Source organism: Pandoraea faecigallinarum (assembly GCF_001029105.3).
In the GTDB taxonomy this organism is placed as follows: domain Bacteria; phylum Pseudomonadota; class Gammaproteobacteria; order Burkholderiales; family Burkholderiaceae; genus Pandoraea; species Pandoraea faecigallinarum.
The window spans coordinates 69158-90519 of sequence record NZ_CP011809.2 but is presented as its reverse complement, the minus strand read 5'-3'; the positions used below and the strand labels follow the sequence as shown (position 1 = coordinate 90519).

General features: G+C 59.7%; 19 protein-coding genes and 8 pseudogenes. 14 read left to right on the top strand and 13 right to left on the bottom strand.

All coding sequences use genetic code 11. The features are described from left to right. Window positions 1-95: 95 nt before the first annotated feature. Complete coding sequence (locus AB870_RS25345; RefSeq protein WP_418304026.1) at window positions 96-2168, top strand: TonB-dependent copper receptor; 2073 nt, start codon at window positions 96-98, stop codon at window positions 2166-2168. A gap of 134 nt (window positions 2169-2302) precedes the next feature. On the opposite strand, the gene AB870_RS25340 is transcribed toward AB870_RS25345, so the two are convergent. Further along, window positions 2303-3040: an IS6 family transposase gene (locus AB870_RS25340; RefSeq protein WP_047909443.1), complete on the bottom strand. Its 738-nt coding sequence runs from the start codon at window positions 3038-3040 to the stop codon at window positions 2303-2305. A 50-nt stretch (window positions 3041-3090) separates the two neighbouring features. Here AB870_RS25340 and AB870_RS26710 point away from each other — a divergent pair. Then, window positions 3091-3333 (top strand): annotated as a pseudogene (locus tag AB870_RS26710) (DDE-type integrase/transposase/recombinase); the annotation flags it as partial. A gap of 220 nt (window positions 3334-3553) precedes the next feature. Here AB870_RS26710 and AB870_RS25330 read toward each other — a convergent pair. Further along, window positions 3554-3955, bottom strand: a complete 402-nt coding sequence (locus tag AB870_RS25330) for a type II toxin-antitoxin system MqsA family antitoxin (protein WP_047909513.1) — start codon at window positions 3953-3955, stop codon at window positions 3554-3556. Window positions 3956-3957: 2 nt separating this feature from the next. After that, complete coding sequence (locus AB870_RS25325) at window positions 3958-4254, bottom strand: type II toxin-antitoxin system MqsR family toxin (protein ID WP_047909461.1); 297 nt, start codon at window positions 4252-4254, stop codon at window positions 3958-3960. Window positions 4255-4545: 291 nt separating this feature from the next. Between AB870_RS25325 and AB870_RS25320 the strand changes: the two genes are divergently transcribed. The 3 genes and pseudogenes from AB870_RS25320 to ssb all read left to right on the top strand — a co-directional run. Next, the gene (locus AB870_RS25320) at window positions 4546-4887 is read left to right on the top strand and encodes a hypothetical protein (protein ID WP_047909460.1); all 342 of its coding nucleotides are present in this window, start codon (window positions 4546-4548) and stop codon (window positions 4885-4887) included. Next, window positions 4884-5525 carry a hypothetical protein gene (locus tag AB870_RS25315; protein WP_047909459.1) on the top strand — a complete coding sequence of 214 codons (642 nt, stop codon included), beginning with the start codon at window positions 4884-4886 and terminating at the stop codon, window positions 5523-5525. Before AB870_RS25320 ends, AB870_RS25315 begins: the two co-directional genes overlap by 4 nt. Before the next feature lie 149 nt (window positions 5526-5674). Then, a pseudogene (ssb, locus tag AB870_RS26195) lies at window positions 5675-5800 on the top strand (single-stranded DNA-binding protein); the annotation flags it as partial. 64 nt (window positions 5801-5864) lie between these two features. On the opposite strand, the gene AB870_RS25310 reads toward ssb, so the two are convergent. From AB870_RS25310 to AB870_RS25300, 3 genes and pseudogenes are all read right to left on the bottom strand, one after another. Further along, complete coding sequence (locus AB870_RS25310) at window positions 5865-6608, bottom strand: IS6 family transposase (protein WP_047909458.1); 744 nt, start codon at window positions 6606-6608, stop codon at window positions 5865-5867. 43 nt (window positions 6609-6651) lie between these two features. Then, window positions 6652-7074 (bottom strand): annotated as a pseudogene (locus tag AB870_RS25305) (DUF4158 domain-containing protein); the annotation flags it as partial. Next, entirely contained in the window at window positions 7071-8750 is a 1680-nt protein-coding gene (locus AB870_RS25300) for a phage integrase family protein (RefSeq protein ID WP_047909456.1), read from the bottom strand. The pseudogene AB870_RS25305 and the gene AB870_RS25300, both read right to left, overlap by 4 nt. 122 nt (window positions 8751-8872) lie before the next feature. On the opposite strand from AB870_RS25300, the gene AB870_RS25295 reads away from it, so the two are divergent. Both AB870_RS25295 and AB870_RS25290 read left to right on the top strand, forming a co-directional pair. Beyond that, on the top strand, window positions 8873-10102 hold the full coding sequence (locus tag AB870_RS25295; protein ID WP_335645740.1) for a J domain-containing protein: 1230 nt from the start codon (window positions 8873-8875) through the stop codon (window positions 10100-10102). 17 nt (window positions 10103-10119) lie between these two features. Next, window positions 10120-10749, top strand: coding sequence for a DUF6904 family protein (locus AB870_RS25290; RefSeq protein WP_084664403.1), 630 nt, complete (start codon window positions 10120-10122; stop codon window positions 10747-10749). A gap of 72 nt (window positions 10750-10821) precedes the next feature. Here AB870_RS25290 and AB870_RS25285 read toward each other — a convergent pair. Further along, window positions 10822-11043: pseudogene (locus tag AB870_RS25285) on the bottom strand (transposase); the annotation flags it as partial. A 234-nt stretch (window positions 11044-11277) separates the two neighbouring features. Between AB870_RS25285 and AB870_RS25280 the strand changes: the two are divergent. After that, entirely contained in the window at window positions 11278-12513 is a 1236-nt protein-coding gene (locus AB870_RS25280; RefSeq protein ID WP_047909156.1) for an IS110 family RNA-guided transposase, read from the top strand. Window positions 12514-12546: 33 nt separating this feature from the next. Here AB870_RS25280 and AB870_RS25275 read toward each other — a convergent pair. The 4 genes and pseudogenes from AB870_RS25275 to AB870_RS26180 all read right to left on the bottom strand — a co-directional run. Further along, window positions 12547-13599, bottom strand: a pseudogene (locus AB870_RS25275) (IS256 family transposase); the annotation flags it as partial. A 1000-nt stretch (window positions 13600-14599) separates the two neighbouring features. Beyond that, on the bottom strand, window positions 14600-14935 hold the full coding sequence (locus tag AB870_RS25270; protein ID WP_047909454.1) for a helix-turn-helix domain-containing protein: 336 nt from the start codon (window positions 14933-14935) through the stop codon (window positions 14600-14602). Beyond that, window positions 14916-15293 carry a type II toxin-antitoxin system RelE/ParE family toxin gene (locus AB870_RS25265; RefSeq protein WP_047909453.1) on the bottom strand — a complete coding sequence of 126 codons (378 nt, stop codon included), beginning with the start codon at window positions 15291-15293 and terminating at the stop codon, window positions 14916-14918. Before AB870_RS25265 ends, AB870_RS25270 begins: the two co-directional genes overlap by 20 nt. 737 nt (window positions 15294-16030) lie before the next feature. Beyond that, complete coding sequence (locus tag AB870_RS26180) at window positions 16031-16765, bottom strand: IS6 family transposase (RefSeq protein ID WP_084664397.1); 735 nt, start codon at window positions 16763-16765, stop codon at window positions 16031-16033. A gap of 30 nt (window positions 16766-16795) precedes the next feature. Between AB870_RS26180 and AB870_RS26700 the strand changes: the two genes are divergently transcribed. From AB870_RS26700 to AB870_RS25230, 6 genes and pseudogenes are all read left to right on the top strand, one after another. Beyond that, on the top strand, window positions 16796-17200 hold the full coding sequence (locus AB870_RS26700) for a hypothetical protein (protein WP_157112552.1): 405 nt from the start codon (window positions 16796-16798) through the stop codon (window positions 17198-17200). Continuing rightward, window positions 17154-17780 carry a hypothetical protein gene (locus tag AB870_RS25245; RefSeq protein ID WP_157112551.1) on the top strand — a complete coding sequence of 209 codons (627 nt, stop codon included), beginning with the start codon at window positions 17154-17156 and terminating at the stop codon, window positions 17778-17780. The genes AB870_RS26700 and AB870_RS25245 overlap by 47 nt, the downstream gene beginning before the upstream one ends. 136 nt (window positions 17781-17916) lie before the next feature. Further along, a protein-coding gene (locus AB870_RS26175) for an IS5 family transposase (RefSeq protein ID WP_157112550.1) occupies window positions 17917-18719 on the top strand; the annotation gives its coding sequence in 2 pieces (ribosomal slippage) (window positions 17917-18244 and window positions 18244-18719; 804 coding nt in all). A 1-nt stretch (window position 18720) separates the two neighbouring features. After that, window positions 18721-18888, top strand: a pseudogene (locus tag AB870_RS27650) (IS6 family transposase); the annotation flags it as partial. A gap of 61 nt (window positions 18889-18949) precedes the next feature. Further along, window positions 18950-19360 (top strand): annotated as a pseudogene (locus tag AB870_RS25235) (DDE-type integrase/transposase/recombinase); the annotation flags it as partial. A gap of 116 nt (window positions 19361-19476) precedes the next feature. Continuing rightward, window positions 19477-20211, top strand: coding sequence for an IS6 family transposase (locus tag AB870_RS25230; protein ID WP_047909448.1), 735 nt, complete (start codon window positions 19477-19479; stop codon window positions 20209-20211). 401 nt (window positions 20212-20612) lie between these two features. Here the strand turns inward: AB870_RS25230 and AB870_RS25225 are convergent, their stop codons facing one another. Together AB870_RS25225 and AB870_RS25220 are read right to left on the bottom strand one after the other, a co-directional pair. After that, complete coding sequence (locus AB870_RS25225; RefSeq protein ID WP_047909447.1) at window positions 20613-20927, bottom strand: helix-turn-helix domain-containing protein; 315 nt, start codon at window positions 20925-20927, stop codon at window positions 20613-20615. After that, window positions 20914-21283 (bottom strand): annotated as a pseudogene (locus AB870_RS25220) (type II toxin-antitoxin system RelE/ParE family toxin). Before AB870_RS25220 ends, AB870_RS25225 begins: the two are co-directional and overlap by 14 nt. Between the last annotated feature and the right edge of the window lie 79 nt (window positions 21284-21362).

Genomic DNA, 21362 nt, shown 5'->3' with positions numbered 1-21362 from the left:
GAGCCCGCGCGGCAACGGTGCTACTCGGGCTTTTGAATATGACCATTTTCCCACCGCGAACGCAGCGGTCGCCCCGCCACGCCTATTTGCGGCGCATGCAACAGATTTTGATCTTCAGCGTTCCCACGCTAGCCATCAGCGCAATGAGCGCGAGCGCTGCGGCAGCCGAAACCACACCCCCCATTGACGTACCGGCGGACGACGCGGCCGTGCAGTTGCCCCCCGTCGAAGTCGTCGCGTCGCCGTTGACGACGCCGCTCATCGTACGTACAGATCCGAAGGCGCCGCGCCAGCCGCTGCCCGCCAGCGACGGTGCGGACTATCTCAAAACCATCCCGGGATTCACGTCAATCCGCAGCGGCGGCACCAACGGCGACCCCGTGCTGCGCGGGATGTTTGGCTCTCGACTTAACATCGTGGCGAACGGAGTCCCGACACTCGGCGCATGCCCGGGCAGAATGGATGCGCCGACCTCCTACATCGCGCCGGAAAGCTACGACAAGGTGACGGTCGTGAAGGGGCCGCAGTCCGTGGTGTATGGCCCTGGCGCGTCGGCCGGCACGGTGCTGTTCGAGCGGGTCACGCCGCGTTTCGAGCAAGCCGGCATGCGCCTTGATGGCAGCCTGGTGGGGGGCTCGTTCGGCCGCAACGACCAAAACATCGACGTGACGCTCGGCAAGCCGGACATATACGGCCGCGTGAGTGCGAATCACGCACATTCCCAGGATTATCGGGACGGTAACGGCAACACCGTGCCGTCGCAATGGGACAAGTGGAATACCGACGCCGCACTCGGCTGGACCCCTGATGCGAATACGCGCATCGAGCTGACGGCGGGCACCGGCGACGGCTATGCGCGCTACGCGGGGCGCAGCATGGATGGCGTGCATTTTCGCCGCGAGACGTTCGGTCTGTCGTTCGAGAAGCAGCACATCGGCGACGTGCTCGACAGCATCGAGGCGCGCGTCTACTATAACCAAGCCGACCACGTGATGGATAACTACACGTTGCGCCAGCCCGACCCGCAAAGCAGCATGCCGATGCCGATGGCAGCCGACGTGCGCCGCCGCACGTTCGGCGCACGCGCGGCGGTGACACTGCGCTTCGGCGATGCCTTCAAGCTCGTGACAGGCGTTGACGCGCAATCCAACCGCCTCGATTCGCGCTCGGCGATGGGCCAGCAGAACTATGCCGACCAGCCGTGGGATGCGCAGGCAATGATGTGGAACGCGGGGACCTTCGGCGAGCTAACGTGGTATGCGAGCGATGCCTCGCGCGTGATCGGTGGCGCGCGCCTTGACTATGCCAGCGCCCGCGACAAGCGCGCGTTGGCCAGCGAGATGATGGACATGCCGAATCCGACCTTCGACGACAATCGTGCGCGCGTGTTGCCCAGCGCCTTCGCGCGTTACGAGCGTGATCTCGCTTCGCTGCCCCTCACATGGTACGCAGGCATCGGACATGCGCAGCGCTATCCCGACTACTGGGAACTGTTCTCCGCGGACGCTGGGCCGGCCGGTACGGTAAACGCCTTCTCGTCGGTACAGCCGGAGAAGACCACGCAGCTCGACATCGGCGCACGCTACAAGAGCGCTCATCTCGATGCCTGGCTCTCGGCGTATGCGGGCTACGTACAGGACTTCATATTGTTCAACTACGCGGCCGGCTCGATGGGATCGACCACGCAAGCGACCAACGTCAATGCGCAAATCATGGGCGGGGAAGCCGGCGTGTCTTGGCGTCCGGTGGCATCGCTGCGTGCGGAGACGTCGCTCGCGTACGCGTGGGGGCGCAACGCCTCGAGCGGCGATCCGCTGCCGCAGATGCCGCCCCTCGAGGCACGCTTCGGACTCGAATACACGCGCGGCGACTGGTCGGTCGGCGGGCTGTGGCGGGTCGTTGCACCGCAGCATCGCTATACGCTCAACGAGGGCAACGTGGTCGGCAAGGACTTCGGTCCGAGCGCCGGCTTCGGCGTCCTTTCGCTGCATACGAAATACAAAATCAGCAAGGCCGTGCAGGTCGCGGTCGGCATCGACAACCTGCTGAACAAGGCGTACACCGAGCATCTGAATCTTGCTGGAAACGCCGGCTTTGGCTACTCGGCGAATTCGGCGATCATGGAACCCGGCCGCACCGCCTGGGTACGCGTTAGCGCAAAGCTGTAGCGCGCTTGGCGTCGAGCCGTTCCCGCGCGCGGGAATCTGTTTGACATCTCCTCCCCCTGGCGCGTCGCTCGCGGGGTATTGTCAGGTTGTTTAGTTGAAACCGAGCCAAGGTACCATGGCAGAAAACGACGCCCTTACGCCGCCATGCGGGTGGAGCAAGCCCATTCCCAGGCGGCGAAGGCCTGGGTGCGCGCCGCACGTTTTTGCTCGGCATTGCGGTGATAGCGGCACGCCATGAACAGGTTCGAAACCTGACCGTGGATTGAGGCGAAGCGCTGCAATTGGCGTGCCGACTTAAAGCGACGCATCACTTTCTCCCGCACCCGCGTAGGCTGATGCGAATTCTCCGCCCGGTTGTTCAAACCTTTATGCTGGCGGTGTTCGACGCTTAGCCCGAGCTCGCGGTGGGCCGCCGCATAGCTGCGCAGTTTATCCGTGACGATCACGCGCGCGCCGCCATGGCGCTTGAGCAGGCGGCGCATGAGCCGTTTGGCGGCGGCCGTGTCGCGACGGCTTTGCACCAGCACCTCAAGCAGCGCGCCGTGTTCGTCCACCGCTCGCCACAGCCAATGTTTTTTGCCGTGGATTGTCACGACCACCTCGTCAAGATGCCATTTGTCGCCGCGCCTCGGGGACGTCGATCGAATACGCCCGGCGATGGCCAGACCGAACTTCGTCGCCCAGCACCGTACCGTCTCGTAGGTCAGCTCAATCCCCCGCGCGGCCAACATTTCCTCGACCATGCGTAGACTCAGCGGAAACCGGTAATACAGCCACACCGCATAGCGGATAATGTCAGGCGGAAATCGGTAGCCTTTGAACGAGATCGCCGCGTCGCTCGAGCGCTGGGGGCTGACTGAAAATTTTTTCATGTCGCATTCTATCCTTCCGCCTCCCCCATCCGAACAACCTGACAATACCCCGCCAGCATAAAGGTTTGAACAACCGGGCGGAGAATTCGCATCAGCCTACGCGGGTGCGGGAGAAAGTGATGCGTCGCTTTAAGTCGGCACGCCAATTGCAGCGCTTCGCCTCAATCCACGGTCAGGTTTCGAACCTGTTCATGGCGTGCCGCTATCACCGCAATGCCGAGCAAAAACGTGCGGCGCGCACCCAGGCCTTCGCCGCCTGGGAATGGGCTTGCTCCACCCGCATGGCGGCGTAAGGGCGTCGTTTTCTGCCATGGTACCTTGGCTCGGTTTCAACTAAACAACCTGACAATACCCGCAGGTGTCCCATGCTCCTTTACAGCCGATAGCCGGAACCGCTCACGCGGTTCCGGCTCGTCAATTTTGCGGCGTTAGCCGCAAAATTTTGTGGCGGCCCAATTGAGCCGTTTTCGGCTGGGCGGCGTCGCTACCGGAAAACAGATGTTTTCCAGGCTCTCAAGCGGTTCTAACTTCGTTGAGCAGATCGGGGTGCCGATCCAGCAGTTTGAACAGCTTGACTAGGGCCAGCGGCGGCTTGGTCTTGCCGTTCTCGTAACGCGAGAAGGCATTGATGCCGCCGCCGAAGATTTCGGCGGCCTCACGCTGTCCCAGGTCGAGCTTTTTGCGCACCTTGACGATGAAGGCGGGGTCAACGATAGCCGCGTTCACCTGTCTGTGGAACGCCTGCATTTCACCCATGACGCGCTCGGTTTCGGCCATGTCGGTGATGGACTCATCGCAGGCGGGGCAAAAGTCAGCCGTCACCGCAGGAATCATCGTGGTTTCGCCCTTGTAGGTGTAGGGCAGGTCGCGGGTGTCATGGATCAGTTCCGCCGCGCCGCAAACCGGACATTTCATGGTCATAGCTCCTTGAAGGACACGATCAGCACGTCATCGATGACCGTCAGCTTCAGGTACACGTCGCCCGCCTGCGTGCTGGGGCGGTACACGTCCTGCCATACCGTGTGATCGGCATGGGTGGTCATGCTCTTGTAGAAGTCCGTTGGCGTGAGTGCCTTCACCACCGCCAGCATGTCGGAGAAGGCAAGCCCCAACTCGGTGGCGCCGGTACGCGCCGCATGCGTCGTGCGCACTTTGCCTGCCTCGATCAAGGCTTTGACGACTATCAACTTGCAATGCGGGGTTCGTTTCTCCATAAGCGAACTATAACCTACTTGGTTAATTTTAATCAATTTATACTTCAAACCGTTTCGCAGTTATAACTTTATAAATGTTTGAAGTCATAAATTTATGGTCGTTTGACGTTAAAACTTCTAGGTTGTATGATTGCGTGCAGTTGTGCAGTTGTGCAGTTTCAGGGTTTTAAGGTTGTGAGGTTGTGGTTTTTCGATTTTATGCAGTTGTGGTTTGTTAGTGCTATAGCGTTGTGAAGTTTTAATGTTGCGACGTTATAGCATCGAAACCCGATAACTTTGTGAGGTTATGAGATGAAGCAGCCGAAAGGGGTAGATGATTTAGCCGCTCGTCTGGGAGCTGCGGTAACGTCGCCCCTTGTGTCGCCAGCGGCGGTAGCCCCCGCACCAATATCCACACCGGAACCGGCCGCAGCCCCGGCACCGGTGCGGGAACGCACGCGGACGGTGGCAAAGACGGCAGGGAAGGGCGCGGCGAAGAAGGAACCCGCCGATACGATGCAGCTGACGTTGCGTCCATCACGCACGCTGTTCGCGCGCTATGTAGCGGCAGCGGCTGATCGCAGTCGACAGCTCGGCCGTGTGGTGTCGGCGCAAGAGATCATGCTTGAAATTCTCGAAAAGGGGGCGGTATGAGTAATGTCGTCTACATCGGGGGCCAGAAGGGCGGCACGACAAAAACGACCACGTCTCATTTGATGGGCCTTGGCGCGATCCTTCGTAAGCAGCCGGCTGCTTATGTCCTGACCGATCCGAATCGTCGTGTGAAGAGCGAGGGCCGACCTTACGGGGTATTGGACGGGCGCGATCCGAACAAGCTGGCACAGATCCTTACCGCGAGCCAGAGCAACCTAAATGGCTGGCTGATCGTGGATGGCGGCGGAAACCGACCGGCATTCGACCAAGCGATGGCCGAGCAGGCGCATCTAACGATTCTCCCGTTCCGTGCCTCCGAAGAAGACCTCGAGGCGGTCGCCCTCGACATGCAGGCCATGCCTAACGCGCTTGCATTACCGTCCGCTTGGTCTACGAACAAGCACGCGCAACAAGCAGCACAACGTTACGTTGATGCGTTGTCCCAGGCGTTTCCGGGGCGCGTCTTGGCGTCGAAATTATGGTTTGTGAACTCTGCGGCCGACTTGCTAGGCGCGTCGCTCGAAAGCCCGTCTACGGCTGTCAGGAACGCCGCGCGTCATGCGTTCGACGTGCTCGCATCGGCGTTTGGCGAGCATGCCGAGCTGCCCGAGGAAGTTGTCAGTGCCGCAGCGGACTAAATTCCCCATCCCGATTACGGCGAATACACGCTTGAATATTCCGAGTTTTTGACCTACCTTTTCCATGTCGAGTGACAACCCGCGCTATCCGTGGCGCGTCGCTCGACGCTCCCGGATGGCCTTTTTCTACGTTGTGGAGGAGGTTCATCATGGCATCGGTAAACAAGGTCATCCTCGTTGGCAATCTCGGCGCTGATCCCGAGGTGCGTTACCTGCCGAGTGGCGATGCAGTCGCAAACATTCGTGTTGCGACCACGGATCGTTACAAGGACAAGGAAAGGTATTGTCAGGTTGTTTAGTTGAAACCGAGCCAAGGTACCATGGCAGAAAACGACGCCCTTACGCCGCCATGCGGGTGGAGCAAGCCCATTCCCAGGCGGCGAAGGCCTGGGTGCGCGCCGCACGTTTTTGCTCGGCATTGCGGTGATAGCGGCACGCCATGAACAGGTTCGAAACCTGACCGTGGATTGAGGCGAAGCGCTGCAATTGGCGTGCCGACTTAAAGCGACGCATCACTTTCTCCCGCACCCGCGTAGGCTGATGCGAATTCTCCGCCCGGTTGTTCAAACCTTTATGCTGGCGGTGTTCGACGCTTAGCCGGAGCTCGCGGTGGGCCGCTGCATAGCTGCGCAATTTATCCGTGACGATCACGCGTGCGCCGCCATGGCGCTTGAGCAGGCGGCGCATGAGCCGTTTGGCGGCGGCCGTGTCGCGACGGCTTTGCACCAGCACCTCAAGCAGCGCGCCGTGTTCGTCCACCGCCCGCCACAGCCAATGTTTTTTGCCGTGGATTGTCACGACCACCTCGTCAAGATGCCATTTGTCGCCGCGCCTCGGGGACGTCGATCGAATACGCCCGGCGATGGCCAAACCGAACTTCGTCGCCCAGCACCGTACCGTCTCGTAGGTCAGCTCAATCCCCCGCGCGGCCAACATTTCCTCGACCATGCGCAGACTCAGCGGAAACCGGTAATACAGCCACACCGCATAGCGGATAATGTCAGGCGGAAATCGGTAGCCTTTGAACGAGATCGCCGCGTCGCTCGAGCGCTGGGGGTGACTGAAGATTTTTTCATTTCGCATTCTATCCTCCCACCTCCCCCATCCGAACAACCTGACAATACCCGTTGATGATATCGGGCAGTTCGATCTTTGTCCGGGCTTCCGCCGACGCCAGTTCAGCAAGCGATGCCGCCTCACTCGCATCGAACGCCCGGATGTCAAGCCAGCCGCGCAGCAGTTTCTGGTGACGGATGCGGGTGCCCGACACGTCATACCGTGCGATCGCCGTCCGGGACAGGACGCGGGCCCGCATCGACGTCCGGATGTGATCGATAATGGCGGGCGGTACCTCCACGAGCATCGGGAAGTAACCGAGACGCTGCAGCAGCTTCAACTGCACCATGATCAATACGGCGGAGGCTTCCTGCCGGGATTGTCGGCGCACGAAGCGGATTTCCGCGGCGCTCGGCGTGAACGCCGCTTTCAGCTCCGCCGCGCCCGGCTCCGCAGGCAGCACCGGATAGATGGTCTCGTGGACAGTCGTCACGTTGGCTGCCGCCGCGCAAAGATCTGCTCGATCTGCCGGGTACGCTGAACTTCGTCGTCGTCCAGGTAGATCGAGGTCGTTGTGATCGACGCGTGACGCAGATTGTCGCGCACAGTCGTTAACGTAGCGCCCTGTGCCAGAGCATTTGTTGCATGCGTGTGCCGCAGCCAGTGTGGCGTCGCGCGCTGCAGCTTGTCGGCGAGTGCCGGGTGGTCGGCCCGAATTGCATCGGCGGCGGTCCGGAAGAACCCGCGCAGCACCCCCCTCAGACGCGGCGTGGTGATGCCGCCGGGTTCATCGAGATGGCCGAGCAGCGGCGTATCCGGTGCCCAGCGTGCGGGGCTCACGGGCAGACCGCGCTGCATCAGGTACTGGTCCAACGCAAATCGTGCGAGCGGTGGCAGCACCACCTTGCCAGCCTTCGCCCCCTTACCAGTGAGGTGAAGCCACCGCTCGCCGCGCGTTCCGGTCATGATGCCGCCGAGTGTAACGCTGACCAGTTCGCCTGCGCGCAGGCCGGTCGCGTAACCGAAATCGAGCAGAAAGCGCAGACGCTGTGCGGCGGGCACCGCCCAGCCATGCGACCATTCCAGGCCATCGGCAATCGTGCGGATCAACTCCCACTCTCCGGCCGTAAAGGCGCGCGAGATGTCCAGCTCACCATTGCGCTGCGCGCCGCGCACCCTAAGGCCGGCAAACGGATTCGCGAGCACGTAGCGCTGCTCGATCAGCCAGCGAAACATTGCACTCAGAACTGACAGCGCATAGGCGATGGAATCTGGCGACAGCGCGCCCGTGAACGGCCGCCACTCGGACGACGATCGCGGGCGCGCCGGCGCGACCCACCGGGCGCGGGGTGTGGGATGGCGCAGGAAGGCGCGATAAGCGGTCGCATCCTCGCTCGTGAGCGAAGACAGTGCTTTGCCTCGCTCGGCAATCGCCCACAGCAGCAGGCGCTCGGCTTCCCGCCGATAGGCGCGCTGCGTTTCGGCGGCTTCGTGCCGTTCGAGCCAGGCGCCGATCGCCTGATAGTCGTTATTGGCCTCGAGCGCACACATGGGCCTGGGCGCTCGAAAGACGCCACGCGAGCCATCGACGTCATGTGGTACGCGAATGTTTTCCCACGGCACCACATGCTCCGGCGCCGTCACGACGACCAGCGCGCGGGCGCATTCGGTGAGCGCCGGGTGGGCGGCAAAGAAGGTTTCAATGTGCCGTGCGCTGCGCACGCCGAGTCCGGGAATCGTGCGCCACCAGCGCCGGCGACGGGGGATGCGTACGGTCAGATCGGCCAGCGTCCGGATGCCATGCTGATGCAGCACGGGGACAACACGGGCTGGCAGCCAGACATCGACCGCATCGCTCACCTGCGGTTGCGGGATCGCAAGCGTTGGCAGGATATCCAGCGCCCGGGTCGCGGCCTTGCGGTGACGGGACCGTTCGTCCACCGCGCACTGGAACAGCCGGGCCAGATCGGCGCGATGCCGGCTGCGGGCGAAACCGGCAAGCTGTCGACGAATTCGTCCGATCACGCCGCGCGCCGACTGGCCGCCTTCGAGTGCCTGAGGACAATAGCGCTCAACGGCCTCCCGCGAGCCAACGCCCGCGTACCACGCTCGCAGCGCGGACAGGGATGCGGTGTCAGGAAAGGATGGTGGCGACGGAACGTTCGGCATCCGGAGATTATAGGCAACGTGATGGTAATCGAGCTGCAGGTCAGGTGTGGTGCGTTTCCAGAAAAAGGTGTTTTATTCATAAATGTGACCCTATCGATAATAAGGGTTAGCGATACAGGTTCATGGAAATTCACTTTTTCATCGACCGGCGGATCGGTTTGCGTGGCCTTGCGTCGGTTAAAATGGGCCCCGTCGTTGACTTTCTCCCGTCTTCAGCGGATTTCCCCATGACCAGAACATCGCGATCTGTCAGCATTGCGCCCGATCACAACGCGTCAGCCCTCTCAAAAGCCCAGAAGACCTTCAACTCGCTGATCGCGAAGATCGGGAAACGTCGAAAGCGCTTGCGCGATTGGGAAACGGTTACGCCTGCCTTTCAGAAGCGGTACGTCGATGAACTCCTGCCCCTGGAGAAAAGCTCGGCAGCGCTACGGACCCGGATGGTGCATTGCCTGGACCGGGCTTACGATAGCCTGACCAAGACAGAGCGCCGGAAGGTTGCGCTTGTGATCGTCGATCTGGCAGGCGATCTGATCGGCGAAGACGAGAATGAAGACAAAGCCCTGAAGGCGATCTACGACAAGTACAGCCCGACCAGCTACGACAGCGAGGTGGCTACCGAAGTCGGCGGGATGAAGTCCATGCTCGAGGCGATGTTTGGCGTTGATCTGGGAGACGATGAGGATCTGAATACCCCGGAAGACCTGCTACAACGTGCTGAGTCCCATTTTCAGCAGGCTCAGGCGCAATGGGAAAGCGACAATGCGCAACGCGATGTCCGGCGCGCGAAGCGGAAGAAGTCATCGAGGCAGCAGGCCGCCGAAGCGCGCGCACAGCAGCAGCAGGCTAGGCTCAACCTGTCAATTCGCGAGGTCTACCGCAAACTGGCGAGTGAGCTGCACCCCGATCGCGAAACCGACCCGCAGGAGCGGGAGCGCAAGACCCGGCTGATGCAACGTGTGAACGAAGCCTACCAGAAAAACAACCTTCTTCAGTTGCTGGAACTGCAACTCGAACTCGAGCATATCGACCAGCTTGCCCTCAATAGCATGAGTGAAGAGCGGCTGAAACACTACAACACAATCCTCAGGGAGCAGGTGCGCGAACTGGATCAGGAGATCCTTAACGTTGAATCGGCATTTCGTTACGCCTACGGAATCGATCCGTTCGAGCCCGTTTCTCCCGATAGCGTGTCGCGAAACCTTGCAGTTGATCTCAAGGAACTCAGGCTGAACAACCGAACGCTTGAGCAGGACCTTGCGGCATTCGAAGATATCAAGAATCTGAAGCTTTGGCTGAAGCGATGCAAGGTCGTTTCCGCACCGTCAGACTTCGAATTCATGCCGTTTTGATGCCGAGGGAGCCACCTGTGCTCGACTATCAACTGTTGAAAAATCACGCTGGCATTCTGCTTGTCGGCGACTACCATTCGCTTGCCGAGCTACACGAGGTCGTTCACGATGTCAATGACCGTTCGCCATTACTTCGTCAGGATGACGGACCATTTCTGGGTTTGGCCTACGATGTGCGCAAGGCCTACGAGCAGCAACGGGAAATCCTGCTGCCCCCTGAAGGCTTCGAAGAAATAGGCGTGCGCTATGGGGTCGAGATACTCTGGCCCGTTCTTCTCGTGCAACATCGGATGCTGCGAGTTTCACTCGGGTACCTCGATCATTCCAAGCGACATCAGGCAATCACGTACGCCTTGGAGGCCGTCATTGAGGACGCCTTGCGGGAGGATTTCGGTACGCAGGGGCAAGCCATCATCGACCGCTGGCTACGGCTTGATCCTGATATCGACGTTTTCGAAAAACTGGATAGCCGGGGAGCAATGTTTTGCTCCTGGTCGAAGACTCAGCGCAACAAACGGTTCGCGTCCCTGCTGTCAAGTTTTGGCCTCATGTTTGGAATCGAGAGCGTGCAGCAGACTGCTGAATCTGTGTCGTCTCGTGAATTGCAGCGCTGGGAAGGCGTGGAATGGCCCGACCCGAACTGGTAATTGGGAACCGCACCTTGTCGGAGTGCGATTCGGGGGGATGTCAGAAATTCCGTGTTCAAGGCGGGTTGAGAATCACACGGATGGCCGAACAAATCGATCCGCGTAGAGGATAGCGAATTGGTTCATGGCCGCTTTCCAGTCTTTTGCTGCGCGTCCCCAGTCGGCGGTGATATTGCGCAATGCCAGCCAGATGAGCTTGGTCGCGGCATCGTCGCCGGGGAAATGACCGCGCGTCTTGATGATCTTGCGCAGTTGCGAGTTGATATTCTCGATAGCGTTCGTAACCGGCATGATATAGCCGGTGCCTCGCGTTTCCGCGCCGAGTGGTTTGAGCGTATGGTGTGACCATCCGGGACAGGGGCACTGGGGAGCACTTTGGGTGGGCAGGCCGTTGTTACACGATGAGCCGCGAGCTCGTGTTAGTAGTTGGCCGCCCCTGCGACCCGCCCGGTTGCGCTGTGAGCGCGAATCCGTAGTTGTCGTGCTGTCCCACCGGCTCCCAACAGTGATCTGATACGGGAGACGGTTATGCGAATCGTGGGGTTTGATGTCTCGCGCTCAGTGGCCGAGATCGCGTACCTGGAGGATGGCACGCTTCATGCAGGCGGCCGCACCGGGTTGCGACGCGACGAACTGGAGCGTTTTGCCGAGAAGCTGCGCGCCACCGATCATGTGGTGCTCGAAGCAACCGGCAACACTGCCGCCATCGTCAACGTGCTTCGTCGGCACGTCGCGCGCGTGGCGATTGCCAATCCGCTGCAAGTTCGGCTGATCGCGGAGGCTCGCGTCAAGACGGACAAGATCGATGCAGCCGTACTGGCACAGCTGTATGCAAGCGGCTTTCTGCCGGAAGTATGGATGCCGGACGAGCACACGCTGGCGTTGCGTCGACAGATCTCGCGTCGTTCACAGCTGGTGCGGCAGCGCACGCGGCTGAAGAACGAGATTCATGCGGTTCTGGCCGCGCATCTGATCGAGCGATGCCCCGCCACCGATCTGTTTGGCAAGAAGGGGCGTGCCTGGCTCGGCGTTCAACCGCTTCCGTTGGACGAGCGACTCGGTGTTGAGCAGCGGCTGCGCGAACTGGACCGCCTCGGTGAGGATCTGAGCGAGGTGGAGCAAGCACTCGCGCAAGCGACCATCGACGACGCGCGATTGCGCGTGATGCTGACGATCACCGGCGTCAACACCACGGTAGCGATCGGGCTGCTATCTGCCATTGGCGACATCGAGCGGTTTCCGAATCCGGAGAAGCTGGTGAGCTACTTCGGGCTCAATCCGTCGGTCTATCAGTCCGGCCCGACACCGGCCAGGCACGGCCACATCACCAAGCGCGGGCGCTCTTACGCACGGGCGATGCTGGTCGAGGCTGCCTGGGGCGCCACGCAGGCGCCTGGGCCGCTGCGCGCCTTCTTCCTACGCGTGCGCGATCGCCGCGGCCAGCAAATCGCCGTCGTCGCGACCGCTCGCAAACTCGCAGTGATCGTATGGTATGTGCTGACACGCGACGAGCCGTTCGCGTGGGACCGTCCCGCGTTGACCGCACACAAGTTACGTGCGCTGGAACTGCAGGCTGGAATGCCGGCGCAGCATGGCTCGCGAAAAGGCTCGGCTGCCGCCTACAGTCTGAAGAGTGTCCGTCAGCAAGAGCGAGCCGTGGCTGAGCAGTCTGAGCGAACCTATCAAAGACTGTTTAACCGGTGGAAGCAGTCGCGCCCCAAATCAGACAGCGCGCCGATACGGTGGCCGGAAGCGCGGACATAGCGAACGAGCGAAGTACGGCGTGGGGGGCTTGTGTATTTCATCCGTAGTATATATAACCTTGCGAATGTCCGGGGGGAACGCGAAGAACGGTATCACGCGGTCCCAGGCGCTGCGCCAGGCAACACTGACTGTCGGGAATTTCTGACCCCATGGGCTTTCGGCAAAGGCATTGAGTTCGGCCTGCGCGGCCTCAGCGCTCGGCGCGATGTAGATCGGCCGAATCGCGGCCGCCAGCGCCTTGCGGTCTTTCCAGCTCGCGTAGGCCAGACTATTGCGGATCAGATGGACAATACAGGTTTGCAGCGTCGTTGCAGGAAACACCGTTGCCAGCGCCTCGGGCATGCCTTTGAGGCCGTCGGTCACGGCAATCAGAATGTCGCCAATGCCGCGCGTCTTCAAATCATTGAACACCTTCATCCAGAATTTGGCGCCTTCGGTGTTCTCGATCCACAAACCGAGAATGTCACGCGAACCATCGGGCAGCACGCCCAAGGCCAGATAGACAGCCTTGTTGCGGACCACGGCATCTTCGCGGATCTTGACACGCAAGGCGTCGAAGAACACGACCGGATACATCGGCTCAAGCGGCCGGCTTTGCCAGGCGGTGACTTCGGCCATGACTTCGTCGGTGACAGAACTGATGAACTCGGGCGAGACTTCGGTGCCGTATTGCTCAAGCAGGAAGCCCTGGATTTCTCGGACCGTCATGCCGCGGGCGTACATGGCGACGATCTTGTCGTCGAAGCCGGTGAAGCGTCGTTCGTGTTTGGGTATCAGGATCGGCTGGAAGCTACCGTCACGATCGCGCGGCACCTCGATACGGACAGGACCATGCTCGGTTAGAACCGTCTTGGCGCCTCGGCCGTTGCGCTGATTGGTGACGTTGGCCGGTTTGGCCCCGCCGGCCGGGTAGCCGAGATGATGGTTCATCTCTCCGTTCAGCGCCCGCTCGATCAGGGCCTTCTTGAAGGCCATCGTCGCGGCGCTAATGGTTTCGGCTGTCATCGGGCCGTTGCCGAACTGCTCAAGCAACTCGGCGGGAATCGCCGGCAGATCCGCCGGCTGGGCTTTCGGTTTGCGTGGCATAAACTCTCCTTGGGAGCATGTTATGCCTTAAACACGAAATTCCTGACAGGCCCCGATTCGGCTACCCGATTTCTTTCGCTAAATCAGCGACTTGACCGCAGATGTGGCGGATTTTTCACGAATCCCGGCCAACCCTCCAGTTCACGCATCCCGCCACCCGGTTTCGGAATCTGAACTCGCCGCACCGGCGAGGGCGGTAGCTTCCGTCCAGCAATGCTTCCCGAATCCGAGGCCAGTGCGTCTTGAGATAGTCCGCCGTTTCAGCGATCGACATCCCGTCCACCCCGGCACTGCCGCGATTGGCTTTGACGCGTTTCCACGCCATCACCAGATTTGCTCTCGCGAGCGCCTGCGTAAGCAGGCGTCTCGCCCCAGGTTTCCGGTTTCGTGCCGCGCCGTCCGTGTTTCATCACACATCGCTCCCAGCTTGGCTTCACCTTGCCTACCTTCGTTGCGCCCCGCCTGCGCGGGCTTCTGATGCAATACACGTCCGAGCGTCACGGCCTTCGACCCTCCTACTCGTTCGGCCCTTCGCCCACAACCGGCAGCTACTACGGCCTCTGCTGACTTCTCGCTCCGGCTCGGCGCCGTCGCCCTTTCAGGCGCAATGCGAGATCTCCCCAGGTAAGAACGCAATCCTTCGCCGCACAACCGCCAGATTTACGCCGCCTGACCTTTGACCACGAGAGCTTTGCAGTCCATTGCCTGCTCGCCCTGATCGGCTTCGCCTTCTATCTGGTTCTTGTCCATCGGCTCGCGGTTTCGCTCCACGCTTCCTTCCCACGATCGGTCACCCTCTCGCAGTTGCGCTTCGCTTCATTCGCTGTGGTCAACTCATGGTGGGACTCGCACCCACAAGATTGCGCCCATGCTGGGCGCACAACGAAAACGGGCTGCCGAAGCAGCCCGTCATATATTGGGTAAGCTAGGTGGAGTGAGCCACGCCCGTGAAGGCGTCAACTTCGCGGATACCGCGGGCTACGGGTGTGGCTTGCGGCGCTCAGGCGGTGGCCAGCGTGAGGTGGCCGACCGGCTCAGCCGCCGGCCGGACCTTGATTTCGATGTCGTAGCCGAGGCGATTCAGGCAATCCATGAGCTTGCGCTCGGACAAATTGGTAAAGTCGCCGCGCATCATGCCCGAGACCTTCGGTTGCGAGATACCCATGCGCTCGGCGGCCGCTTGTTGTGTCAGCCCAAGCGCACGCATCGCCTTTCGAATCTCAATCACCAGGCCCGTCTTGATCTTCAGTTTCTGCGCCTCAGGCACTCCCAGATCGGCGAAGACGTTGCCCGAACTGCGCTGGACTTCGACGCCTTCAATGATTTGTTTTTGCATTTCGCAACTCCTGTGCTCTTGCCTCGGCCACCTTGAGCCGGGCGCGGATGATGTCCATATCCTCTTTCGGTGTGGCGATCCCGCGTTTGCTCTTCTTCTGAAAGCAATGCAGCACGAAGACCGCATCGACGAACTTGACTGTGTAGACCACCCGGTACGTGCCGCCGACATCGTCTTCAACGACCTCCAGCACGCCCGCCCCGCCGAAGCCCTTGAGCACCTTCGCCGCATCGTCCTGATCGCCCATCTGGGCCAGCGAGAGGGCGTAGCCGAATCGTCGGCGCACGTCCGGTGGTAACGCCATCAGTTCCCTGTAGCTTCCCCCAATCCATTCGAGTGGCTTTTCATTACCGGTCATCGGAATAGTTTATACCTTTTAAGGTAATCCCGCAAACGCGGCGGGCAGGCGTCGCTGCGTTCAGGGGGGAAGCCGGGGAGGCCGGCCGGGGGCGTCAGGGTTCCGGTGCCGGCCCGCCGACAGTGGGTGGCGTTAGGCTTGTTCCGACGTCTGACTCGCGGGCCATCCAGCCGCGACGTTGCACATTGGATGAGAACAATTCTCAAATAGTTATCTACATTACTCTAATACTCTTAAGCGGCATTTTTCTGCTTTTACTCTGGCGTTTTGCTTTACCTCTGTCGTAAAATCCCGGCAGATCAATCACTTAACGAAGCCATGCGCTTTGCCAACACACCATGACGCAGCCCGCAGGCGGAAAGCACCACGACAACCCGGCGGTAGCCGACGTCACCGATGTGGAGTCGCGTGCAGTGCCGGCGTCAGCGGCCACGGCGCCGGACAGCGAGCGCGTGTCGCGGGCGGTGCGGGGCAGGGCACCGACGCGCGCCGAGTGGGAGCGTCGTGAATATCTGGGGATTGATCAGTTCGCGTTCTTCCGCGGCTACCTGGAACGTTTGCCGCTCGACAAGCTCGCCGACCAGTACCTCGAGACCGGCCTTGATCTGCGCATGGCGCGCTCGACGCTGCTATGGATTCAGGAGCGCCTGGTCGCCGGCGCGCGGCGCGCGCAGGACTACCGTGGGCGTTGTCAACTTAGGGATGTCGTCGAAGCCGATGCACGAATCGACAGCGATTCAAAAAGTATGAGACGGAGTTTGGGCAACGTGGGTGAATTCACGCCATTGAGCAAAGTGCACCGCGAGCTGTTTGCGATAAAGCCTCGCGCGCAGCAAATGGCGTTTGAGTGCGAAGTGCTGCCGGATTGGCCCGAAGCATGACAGGAAGGCCTGCGTGCGCGCTGGGACGCGAAAGCCCCGCATGCGCCGCTCGCGCTCCCGCGTAGGTTGATGGCTGTTCTCCGCGCGATTGTTGACCCGAGCCGCTGCTTTGACGAACACATGCTTCACATTGGCCAGCGCCGGGATGTCGGCTTTAGCCGCCGGATAGCTGCGCAGTTGATCGGTCACGATCTTGCGTGGCACCGGGTTCGAGCGCAGCACGTGCTTGAAGAACCGTTTGGCGGCTGCCTTGTCGCGCCGCTTCTGCAGTAGGATGTCGAGTTCCGCGCCATGCGCGTCGACGGCGCGCCACAGCAGGTAGGGTTCACCGCGCAGGCTTACAAACATCTCGTCGAGGTGCCACGTGCTACCGGGCTTGCAGCGTGCCGCTTTGACCCGATGAGCAAAGCCCGCGCCAAACTTGTCGCACCAGCGGCGGATCGTCTCGTAGCTGACTATCACCCCACGCTCAAACAGCAACTCTTCGATGTCGCGCAAGCTGAGCTGAAATCGGAAGTACCAACGCACCGCATGGCTGATGACCGACGCCGGGAATCGGTGGCCGTGATAGAGTGATTTCGGTTTTCTCATAGCTTCATCGTACGCCAACTTACCGATAACGTGACAGTGCCGTTGGATGTTGGGTCTCTCCCGGAATTTCACCATAATGGAATGGGGCAACCATCGTGGACGAATTTCAATTTTGACCAAAAAACTGCATACACTAATGCCGCTATGGTTTTTAATGAAATTAAAAACTCTACAATTCCGGAAAAAGATAAATACCAATTTTTTAGCGACGTGCTCTCTTACGTGCAAAGCAAAGAAGGAGTAAAGCCCAAGTGGCCACAGGATGAAACCGTTCGTCAGACACTGCAAAATAAATTTGTAGATATCACGCATGAATTAGTTTTAGGCGAAATAAAATCGTCTCCAGATTTGTCAAGATTTTTTTGTCAAAATGCAGAAGATGCATTTGATGTCAGTGTTAGATACTTTGGTATCAAAGCAAAAGATAAAAGATGACACCCAATGTGCCCTAACGAAGCAGTCAGGGGTGAAGTGCGTTGACAAAAATAATGTCACCATCGCCACGTTCACCGACCCTCTGCCGGCCGCTCAAGCACGCGCATCGCGGCATTTGCCCCAATTATCGCCCCTCCAGCTAAGGATCAACGTGGATATCGCTGGGCATGGAGACAAGGCCGGGGCCAGCGCGCTTGAGATGCGAAAATTTTTTATTGAGCTAAGCAAAAAAATCAATCTCGACCTCAAATCCGTTGCGAGCATCGAAATAAATAATGATGTGCTGCAAGGAACATGGCCGTCATTCAATCCCGATAAGTTTTTTAGGACCAATCAAATTGGCATCTCTTTTAAGGCTGGTACAGCGACAAAAAAAATTTACGAAGACGCCAAAGTATTAGATGATTTTACTAAAAAGTTTTTTAAATTAAAACATACGTCTTTTGATACTGGCAGTGCCATAAAGATGGCTGGTCTCGACTACGTTACGCAAATCCATCAATCGCAACATTTATTGGTGAACGGTTACATAAAAAATAGTTTTGCGAAGACTCCCGGTTTTGGAGGCGTTGTAGCTTAACAGGCTGTTGAAATACACCTCGCCGATGTGCGGCGGGGCCTTCGGATGTGCCGATGTGTCGGTTCGGTTCTTGTCGATTTAGAGCGGCTAACAAAACCATGTCATCGAAAGCAACGGCAGCAGCGTTAGAGGTGGCATGGCACGACGAAAAATTAGCAATGAACTGTGGAAGGCGCTTGAACCGCTGTTGCCGGTTGCAGCACCTTCGGCGAGAGGCGGGCGGCCTCGTGTGGAAAATCGCGCGGCCCTAAACGGCATTCTATTTGTCCTGCACACCGGAATTCCATGGGAAGATTTGCCGCAAGAGCTTGGCTTCGGCAGTGGCATGACATGCGGGCGCCGGTTGCGAGACTGGCAATCCGAGGGCGTCTGGGGGCGATTGCATCTGGCTCTGCTCAGGCGCCTACGTGAACACGACCAGATCGACTGGAGCCGGGCTTGTATTGATGGTGCATCTGTATCGAGCCCCCGGGGGGCGAACAGACTGGCCCAAACCCCACGGATCGGGGCAAACTCGGCAGCAAGCGTCACCTGATTGTGGACAAGCGGGGCGTGCCCCTGGCGCTGACTGTCACAGGCGCGAATCGCCACGATTCGATAGCGTTCGAAGCACTTATCGACGCCATACCCAGCGTGCCGGGCCTCAGTGGTCGCCCCCGATGCCGCCCGGACAAGCTTCACGCCGACAAGGGCTACGACTTTGCACGCTGCCGACAGCACTTGCACAAGCGCGGCATCATTGCCCGGATTGCTCGTCGGGGCATCGAGAAGAACGACCGCCTCGGCAAACATCGTTGGGTGGTGGAGCGCACGCATGCGTGGCTTGCCGCGTTCGGCAAGTTGCGTATCCGCTTTGAACGCTCTCTTCAAAACCATCTCGCTTTGCTATCCCTCGCGTGCGCTGTTATCTGCGCTCGGCTCGTTGACCGGTTTTGTTAGCCGCTCTAAGTCGGCACGCCAATTGCAGCGCTTCGCCTCAATCCACGGTCAGGTTTCGAACCTGTTCATGGCGTGCCGCTATCACCGCAATGCCGAGCAAAAACGTGCGGCGCGCACCCAGGCCTTCGCCGCCTGGGAATGGGCTTGCTCCACCCGCATGGCGGCGTAAGGGCGTCGTTTTCTGCCATGGTACCTTGGCTCGGTTTCAACTAAACAACCTGACAATACCCTACCGGGCGGTGGACAAGGCGGGCCACACCATTGATTTTCTGCTATGCGCACGCCGCGATACCGCCGCCGCGCGCCGGTTCTTCGAAAAAGCCACCGCCGGGCGGGGCACGCCGAAGTCCGTCACCGTTGACAAAAGCGGGGCGAACCGCGCCGCGCTGCAGGCGCTGGGCGCCCAGCGCGAGACGCCCATCGAAATCCGCCAGAACAAGTACCTGAACAACCTTGACGAGCAGGACCACCGCGCGATCAAACGGCGCCTCAGACCGATGCTGGGTTTTCAGAATTTCCGTTGTGCCCGCATTGTCCTGGGCGGCATCGAGACCATGCACATGATTCGCAAGGGGCAAATGCTTGCCCCAAAGAGACGCCGTGCGTCCCCTGCTGAGCAATTCTATGCACTGGCTGCGTAAAAACCAACGCGCCCCTGGCTTCGCTTCCGCGCAACTTCGTTATCGCGACAGAACCGTGGAAATACCTCTACCGGGGGCACTGTCACGTTATCGGTAAGTTGGCGTACGATGAAGCTATGAGAAAACCGAAATCACTCTATCACGGCCACCGATTCCCGGCGTCGGTCATCAGCCATGCGGTGCGTTGGTACTTCCGATTTCAGCTCAGCTTGCGCGACATCGAAGAGTTGCTGTTTGAGCGTGGGGTGATAGTCAGCTACGAGACGATCCGCCGCTGGTGCGACAAGTTTGGCGCGGGTTTTGCCCATCGGGTCAAAGCGGCACGCTGCAAGCCCGGTAGCACGTGGCACCTCGACGAGATGTTTGTAAGCCTGCGCGGTGAACCCTACCTGCTGTGGCGCGCCGTCGACGCGCATGGCGCGCAACTCGACATCCTACTGCAGAAGCGGCGCGACAAGGCAGCCGCCAAACGGTTCTTCAAGCACGTGCTGCGCTCGAACCCGGTGCCACGCAAGATCGTGACCGATCAACTGCGCAGCTATCCGGCGGCTAAAGCCGACATCCCGGCGCTGGCCAATGTGAAGCATGTGTTCGTCAAAGCAGCGGCTCGGGTCAACAATCGCGCGGAGAACAGCCATCAACCTACGCGGGAGCGCGAGCGGCGCATGCGGGGCTTTCGCGTCCCAGCGCGCACGCAGGCCTTCCTGTCATGCTTCGGGCCAATCCGGCAGCACTTCGCACTCAAACGCCATTTGCTGCGCGCGAGGCTTTATCGCAAACAGCTCGCGGTGCACTTTGCTCAATGGCGTGAATTCACCCACGTTGCCCAAACTCCGTCTCATACTTTTTGAATCGCTGTCGATTCGTGCATCGGCTTCGACGACATCCCTAAGTTGACAACGCCCAATTGGTCGATCAGCGCTTTAGGAATTGACGGCAGTTCGCGTGGTGGTGTCTTAGGTTTGCGTGGCATGGCGGCCCCATTTCCATAATGGTAGCCTCACACACAAAATTCCTGACAGTCCCCAGCGCTGCCGCATTTTACGGTCCGCGCCCCCTCGCTCGCCTCCCTCCCCCTGTACACGGCTACGCGTGAACCGACCAAGGATCTGTGAAGCACCCCGTCCCCCCTCTTCACATTATCCTTGAGCGTCGGCCTTTTGCGACAAAACGTTGCTGACGCCTTGCTCTCAACTCCGACACTATCTGCTGAGAAATCCGCGGTTTGCATTCGAAAGCTCGTTGGCTTCAGTCAGGCAAACACGACTTCGATGCTTCCTGCGGTTGCCCGGGCGGGGCCGACGACAATTTTTATGTCGCGCCCGAGCGCTGCCAAGCATTCCATGAGTCGCGCTTCGCTGACCCCGCGAAACTGGCCACGAAGTATATTCGACAGCTTCGGCCGAGGGATGCCGAGAACGGTTGCGGCTTGTTGCTGCGTCCAATCGCGCGCGGCGATGATTTCCGCGATTTTGGACACCAGTCGAGCTTTGACGAGCATTTCATCAGCGTTGCCCGCGCCGATGTCAGCATAAATATTGCCCGTGGATTTCTCAATCTCCATCATTGGCTCCTTTAGCGTGATGCTCAGCCGCGCGCAGGCGATAACGGATCAAGTCCATATCAGGTTTCGGCGTTGCAATGCCTTTCATTGATTTCTTTTGGAAGCAATGTAGGACATAGACCGCATTGCCGAATTTCACGGTATAGACAGCGCGGTACGTGCCGTGTTCGTCACGGCTCGACCATCTCAATGACGCTGGCCGAGCCGAAGCCTTTTAGCACCTTTGCGTCGACGTGGATGCCACCGAACTGTGCCAGGTGCAATGCGTAGCCGAACGTGTCCTGAATGTCGGCGGGCATTGCCTTCAAATCCTTCTTCGCCGAAGCGATCCAGTAGAGAGGTTTCAGCGTGGGACCCATCTTCTATTTGTGCCCAAAAAGGTACATTTTGGCAAGCGGAATTTACGCGTTTCCGTTACACGGCCCTTCTTCCTGCCAA

What these genes read in the sequence shown, in the direction of transcription:
- AB870_RS25345 (WP_418304026.1), top strand. Translation starts at nt 96, where the DNA reads ATGCAACAGATTTTGATCTTCAGCGTTCCCACGCTAGCCATCAGCGCA.
- AB870_RS25340 (WP_047909443.1), bottom strand. Translation starts at nt 3,040, where the DNA reads ATGAAAAAATTTTCAGTCAGCCCCCAGCGCTCGAGCGACGCGGCGATC.
- AB870_RS25330 (WP_047909513.1), bottom strand. Translation starts at nt 3,955, where the DNA reads ATGAAATGTCCGGTTTGCGGCGCGGCGGAACTGATCCATGACACCCGC.
- AB870_RS25325 (WP_047909461.1), bottom strand. Translation starts at nt 4,254, where the DNA reads ATGGAGAAACGAACCCCGCATTGCAAGTTGATAGTCGTCAAAGCCTTG.
- AB870_RS25320 (WP_047909460.1), top strand. Translation starts at nt 4,546, where the DNA reads ATGAAGCAGCCGAAAGGGGTAGATGATTTAGCCGCTCGTCTGGGAGCT.
- AB870_RS25315 (WP_047909459.1), top strand. Translation starts at nt 4,884, where the DNA reads ATGAGTAATGTCGTCTACATCGGGGGCCAGAAGGGCGGCACGACAAAA.
- AB870_RS25310 (WP_047909458.1), bottom strand. Translation starts at nt 6,608, where the DNA reads ATGCGAAATGAAAAAATCTTCAGTCACCCCCAGCGCTCGAGCGACGCG.
- AB870_RS25300 (WP_047909456.1), bottom strand. Translation starts at nt 8,750, where the DNA reads ATGCCGAACGTTCCGTCGCCACCATCCTTTCCTGACACCGCATCCCTG.
- AB870_RS25295 (WP_335645740.1), top strand. Translation starts at nt 8,873, where the DNA reads ATGGAAATTCACTTTTTCATCGACCGGCGGATCGGTTTGCGTGGCCTT.
- AB870_RS25280 (WP_047909156.1), top strand. Translation starts at nt 11,278, where the DNA reads ATGCGAATCGTGGGGTTTGATGTCTCGCGCTCAGTGGCCGAGATCGCG.
- AB870_RS25270 (WP_047909454.1), bottom strand. Translation starts at nt 14,935, where the DNA reads ATGCAAAAACAAATCATTGAAGGCGTCGAAGTCCAGCGCAGTTCGGGC.
- AB870_RS25265 (WP_047909453.1), bottom strand. Translation starts at nt 15,293, where the DNA reads ATGACCGGTAATGAAAAGCCACTCGAATGGATTGGGGGAAGCTACAGG.
- AB870_RS26180 (WP_084664397.1), bottom strand. Translation starts at nt 16,765, where the DNA reads ATGAGAAAACCGAAATCACTCTATCACGGCCACCGATTCCCGGCGTCG.
- AB870_RS25245 (WP_157112551.1), top strand. Translation starts at nt 17,154, where the DNA reads ATGTCAGTGTTAGATACTTTGGTATCAAAGCAAAAGATAAAAGATGAC.
- AB870_RS25230 (WP_047909448.1), top strand. Translation starts at nt 19,477, where the DNA reads ATGAGAAAACCGAAATCACTCTATCACGGCCACCGATTCCCGGCGTCG.
- AB870_RS25225 (WP_047909447.1), bottom strand. Translation starts at nt 20,927, where the DNA reads ATGATGGAGATTGAGAAATCCACGGGCAATATTTATGCTGACATCGGC.